The sequence below is a fragment of the Bacteroidota bacterium genome (assembly GCA_020402865.1).
GTDB lineage: Bacteria > Bacteroidota > Bacteroidia > Palsa-965 > Palsa-965.
Genome location: JADBYT010000042.1, coordinates 1 through 3,177, shown reverse-complemented (window position 1 = coordinate 3,177; position 3,177 = coordinate 1). Strand labels below are relative to the sequence as shown.

Sequence of the window (3,177 nt, the reverse complement as noted above, 5' to 3'; positions counted from 1 at the left end):
TTTACAACTGAGGTATTCCCGTTTACATCCACAATCACAACCTACCCAGAACCATTTATATAAATACTGTGTATAGCACCCGTAAAAAAATAACTGGTATCATATTGATAATTACCTGCATTCCCCTGCGCCAGCCAGTTATCAATCCCATCCGTCAACGCATGCACTTCACCCGCCACCATCTGCAACTCCTCATTCATGCGGATATTCTGAAACGAACAGGCCACACCAACCACCCCAAACATCTTTATCTTGCCCAGCCCCGAATAATAGCCCTGCGCATTGCTGATGCTTTGCAACTGCGTAACCAGCATTTCAAACTGACCGATTTGCCAGGTTTGTCCGATGCTGGCGGCGGTGAGTGGTTTAAAATTCTGCATCGAAGGCGCGGGCGAGGTTTGTCCGCAGGCAATAATCGCTTCGGCGGGTGTGATGAAAGTGACAATATCGCTCCACGCGCCGGGCTGGCCGTTGGGCATAATGCCCTGCACACGCGCTTCGTAGGTGCGCTGCGGCGTGAGGTCATATACGCGCAGGGCATTGTCGGCCACGGTGGGCGTGCCGGCGGCGTTGTACCACTGCGGACTGTAATTCTGTGCGCGGTATTCAACGCGGTAGCTGCTGAAGAGCGCCACACTGTCCCACGTAAGCCGCGCCTGACGGTGGTTAATGACCTGCGCGGCCAGATTGAGGTTGATGCTTGCGGCCGATGCGCCGAAGGTATTGCCCCACACAAACGTACAGGGCGCACTCATGCCCCGGTTGCGGAAAAGTTCGCGCCCGCCCGCATCGCGCGCCTGCACCGTCCACACGTATTCCATGCCGTCTATAAGCGGATAGTTGAGCTGCGTGTAATTAGCCACCGTAAGCGTGGTTACGATTGAATCAACCGGCGGCGAACTGAGAATCACGTTACCGGCCGGATTGCCCGCCGGGCGTACTTCCCAGAGGCGAAGTATATACTCCGTACCCAGCGCCGAGGAAGGTCCGCCCATGTTGAGCGGTGTCCACGAAAACGTAATTTGCTGGGGCTGAATTTCGGGTACGGTGCTGCCGCAGAGTGGTAAGTTGAGCAACGGCGGATCGCTGATAATCATCCACGCCTGTGTGCAGGCTTCGTTAGAAACCTGTATGGGCGTGGGATTGAGGTAATCGTAGGCGGTAACGCACACGGTGTAAAAGCCTTCGGGCAGCACGCGGCGCTGGTTGTATTGCTGGGTGGTAATGCCGCTGTACACCAGATTTTGCTGCGCCATTAATTGGGCAAGGTCGGTGCCCGAAAGTTGCAGCGGCACGCCGGGTTCCACCGTAAACGGGCCTGCGTAAAAGTAGGCGGGATTTTCAATGGTAATGCCCTGGCCCTGCAGGCGGAATTTGAGTTTAATGTCGTAGCTGGGGCGGGTGAAATCGGTGAAGAGCACAAAGATTTTCAACTGCTCGCTGCCGGGTGTGGTGTAGTCGGGCAGGTAGCCCGAAAAGGGTGGTTGCAGTTGTACGTTGAGTTGTACGGGATAGGTTTGCGCGGATATGCGGGTGGGGACAAGAAGCAGCAGTACCAGCAGCAGTAGGGAGGGTACGGTTTTGTGTATAAGTATTTTATAGTCTTTAATCACCTTATTCTAACTGTCGTAATATGGTGGAGATATTGAGTTTTAGCAATACTACGATAGCGATTAAAATTAGGGCATCTCTTTTTAATATATGCTCTGCGAAAGTAAGTAGTTTTGAGCGTAGCGGTTTTTGGGGAAGGCTTCAATGAGCAGCGAGGTTTCTACCGTGTTGTATGCCTGCCCGCCAATGCGTGCTTCAACGGCGGGTAGCGCATTGCGCAGGCCGGGATAGCGGGCAGGCAGCGCCATATTGCCGCCAGCCCTTAGCGTGATTCAATAAACAAAAACAAATGATTTGTCACTTTGATGACCAATTTTCACTACAAAATCGCTCTCTTTAAAATCATTAATAAGTGAAGCAAATTTTGTGCAAAATGTCGTCATTTTTGTGGACGGAACTTGCATGAGGACTTGTTGAAATTCAACAAGATTAATTTCTTCATTATTAAGACAAGCCAGAGATTCTCCAATTACATAAAAATATGTCCAATCTGAAAGATTACTCTCAACTATGTTTCTCAACTGAAGTTTTATAAATAAAATACCCTCCAGTGGTTGATTTTTCTCATACTCTTCCTCTTTAGGTATGTTGTTAATAGTACCTCTTCTTGCTTTATGCCATTCATCTTCATTCCATAAATATTTGAATTTATCTTTTACTGGATTATTGTAATTATTTATATATATTCTTTTTCCTTCCTTGTTCTTGAATTTTAACTGAATGCCAAGAATAAACATGGATGACAAGAAATCATCATTGTAAGAATTTGCAATTTGATTAAAATTTGATTCCATTTTCGATGTCGAAATTTTTTAAGTCAATAATTTTTGTTGTGCCATCTTTATATACTATTCCAACGTGGTTTGCTAAGTTATTCAAACCGGCTGCTTTAGCGGTTTCAATAGCTTCCTTTACGGCTTTATTTACCATTTCAATAGTAACAACAGGATTATTGGCAATATTAAAGGCAATATTTTCAGCTTGACTCTTGGCATTAAGAACGTAGTCATGAATATTTCGTTCAATATTTAGTGGATTTGTAGAATTAATATTTTTAAAGTCAAAAACGCCAACACCAATAATCTCAGCGTCTGGAGTTGCAACACCTACAGGGGCATTTTCACTAAGTAACAGAACTCTTTTTCCATCTTTTGCAAAAGATTCTGCCATAGTAAATTCATGTAAGTATTGTGAGTTATGCTGCGCATGACAAACCACATATCCCCCTGTTTCCACATTAAACATCTCCTTCCCCGTATGCGGATTAATTTTCAGCCATTCCGAACCGTATGCGTCAAACTCAGCCCTAGCGGCTTGAACAATTGCCGCCTGCGCCTTAGCCCCCTTCACATACTCATAAAACCGTTCCAGCTTTAATCTCAACTCCACATCCACCGCATTCCACTTGGCCGGATTGGCTTTCACCTCATCAAACAACCGTATAAAATCATCGGCCGAATTTTGAGTAATTGAATTTATGGCCCCCACTTTTGCCGCACTGTGCCAGTCGTGAGAAAATAGTGCCCCCCTTACTGCCAGATTGGTAAGTCCGCAGGTAGCCACAAT

4 protein-coding genes are annotated in these 3,177 nt (G+C 46.6%); all 4 read right to left on the bottom strand.

The features are described from left to right. Positions 1 to 41: 41 nt before the first annotated feature. Complete coding sequence (locus IM638_19910) at positions 42 to 1,613, bottom strand: hypothetical protein (GenBank protein MCA6365308.1); 1,572 nt, start codon at positions 1,611 to 1,613, stop codon at positions 42 to 44. Positions 1,614 to 1,694: 81 nt separating this feature from the next. After that, complete coding sequence (locus IM638_19905) at positions 1,695 to 1,859, bottom strand: hypothetical protein (protein ID MCA6365307.1); 165 nt, start codon at positions 1,857 to 1,859, stop codon at positions 1,695 to 1,697. A gap of 24 nt (positions 1,860 to 1,883) precedes the next feature. Then, positions 1,884 to 2,405 (bottom strand): hypothetical protein, encoded by a 522-nt coding sequence (locus tag IM638_19900; protein ID MCA6365306.1) that lies wholly within the window; start codon positions 2,403 to 2,405, stop codon positions 1,884 to 1,886. After that, positions 2,389 to 3,177, bottom strand: a 789-nt coding sequence (locus IM638_19895; protein ID MCA6365305.1) for a hypothetical protein, incomplete at its 5' end; no start/stop codon positions are given. The genes IM638_19895 and IM638_19900, both read right to left, overlap by 17 nt.

What these genes read in the sequence shown, in the direction of transcription:
- IM638_19905 (MCA6365307.1), bottom strand. Translation starts at nt 1,859, where the DNA reads ATGGCGCTGCCTGCCCGCTATCCCGGCCTGCGCAATGCGCTACCCGCC.
- IM638_19900 (MCA6365306.1), bottom strand. Translation starts at nt 2,405, where the DNA reads ATGGAATCAAATTTTAATCAAATTGCAAATTCTTACAATGATGATTTC.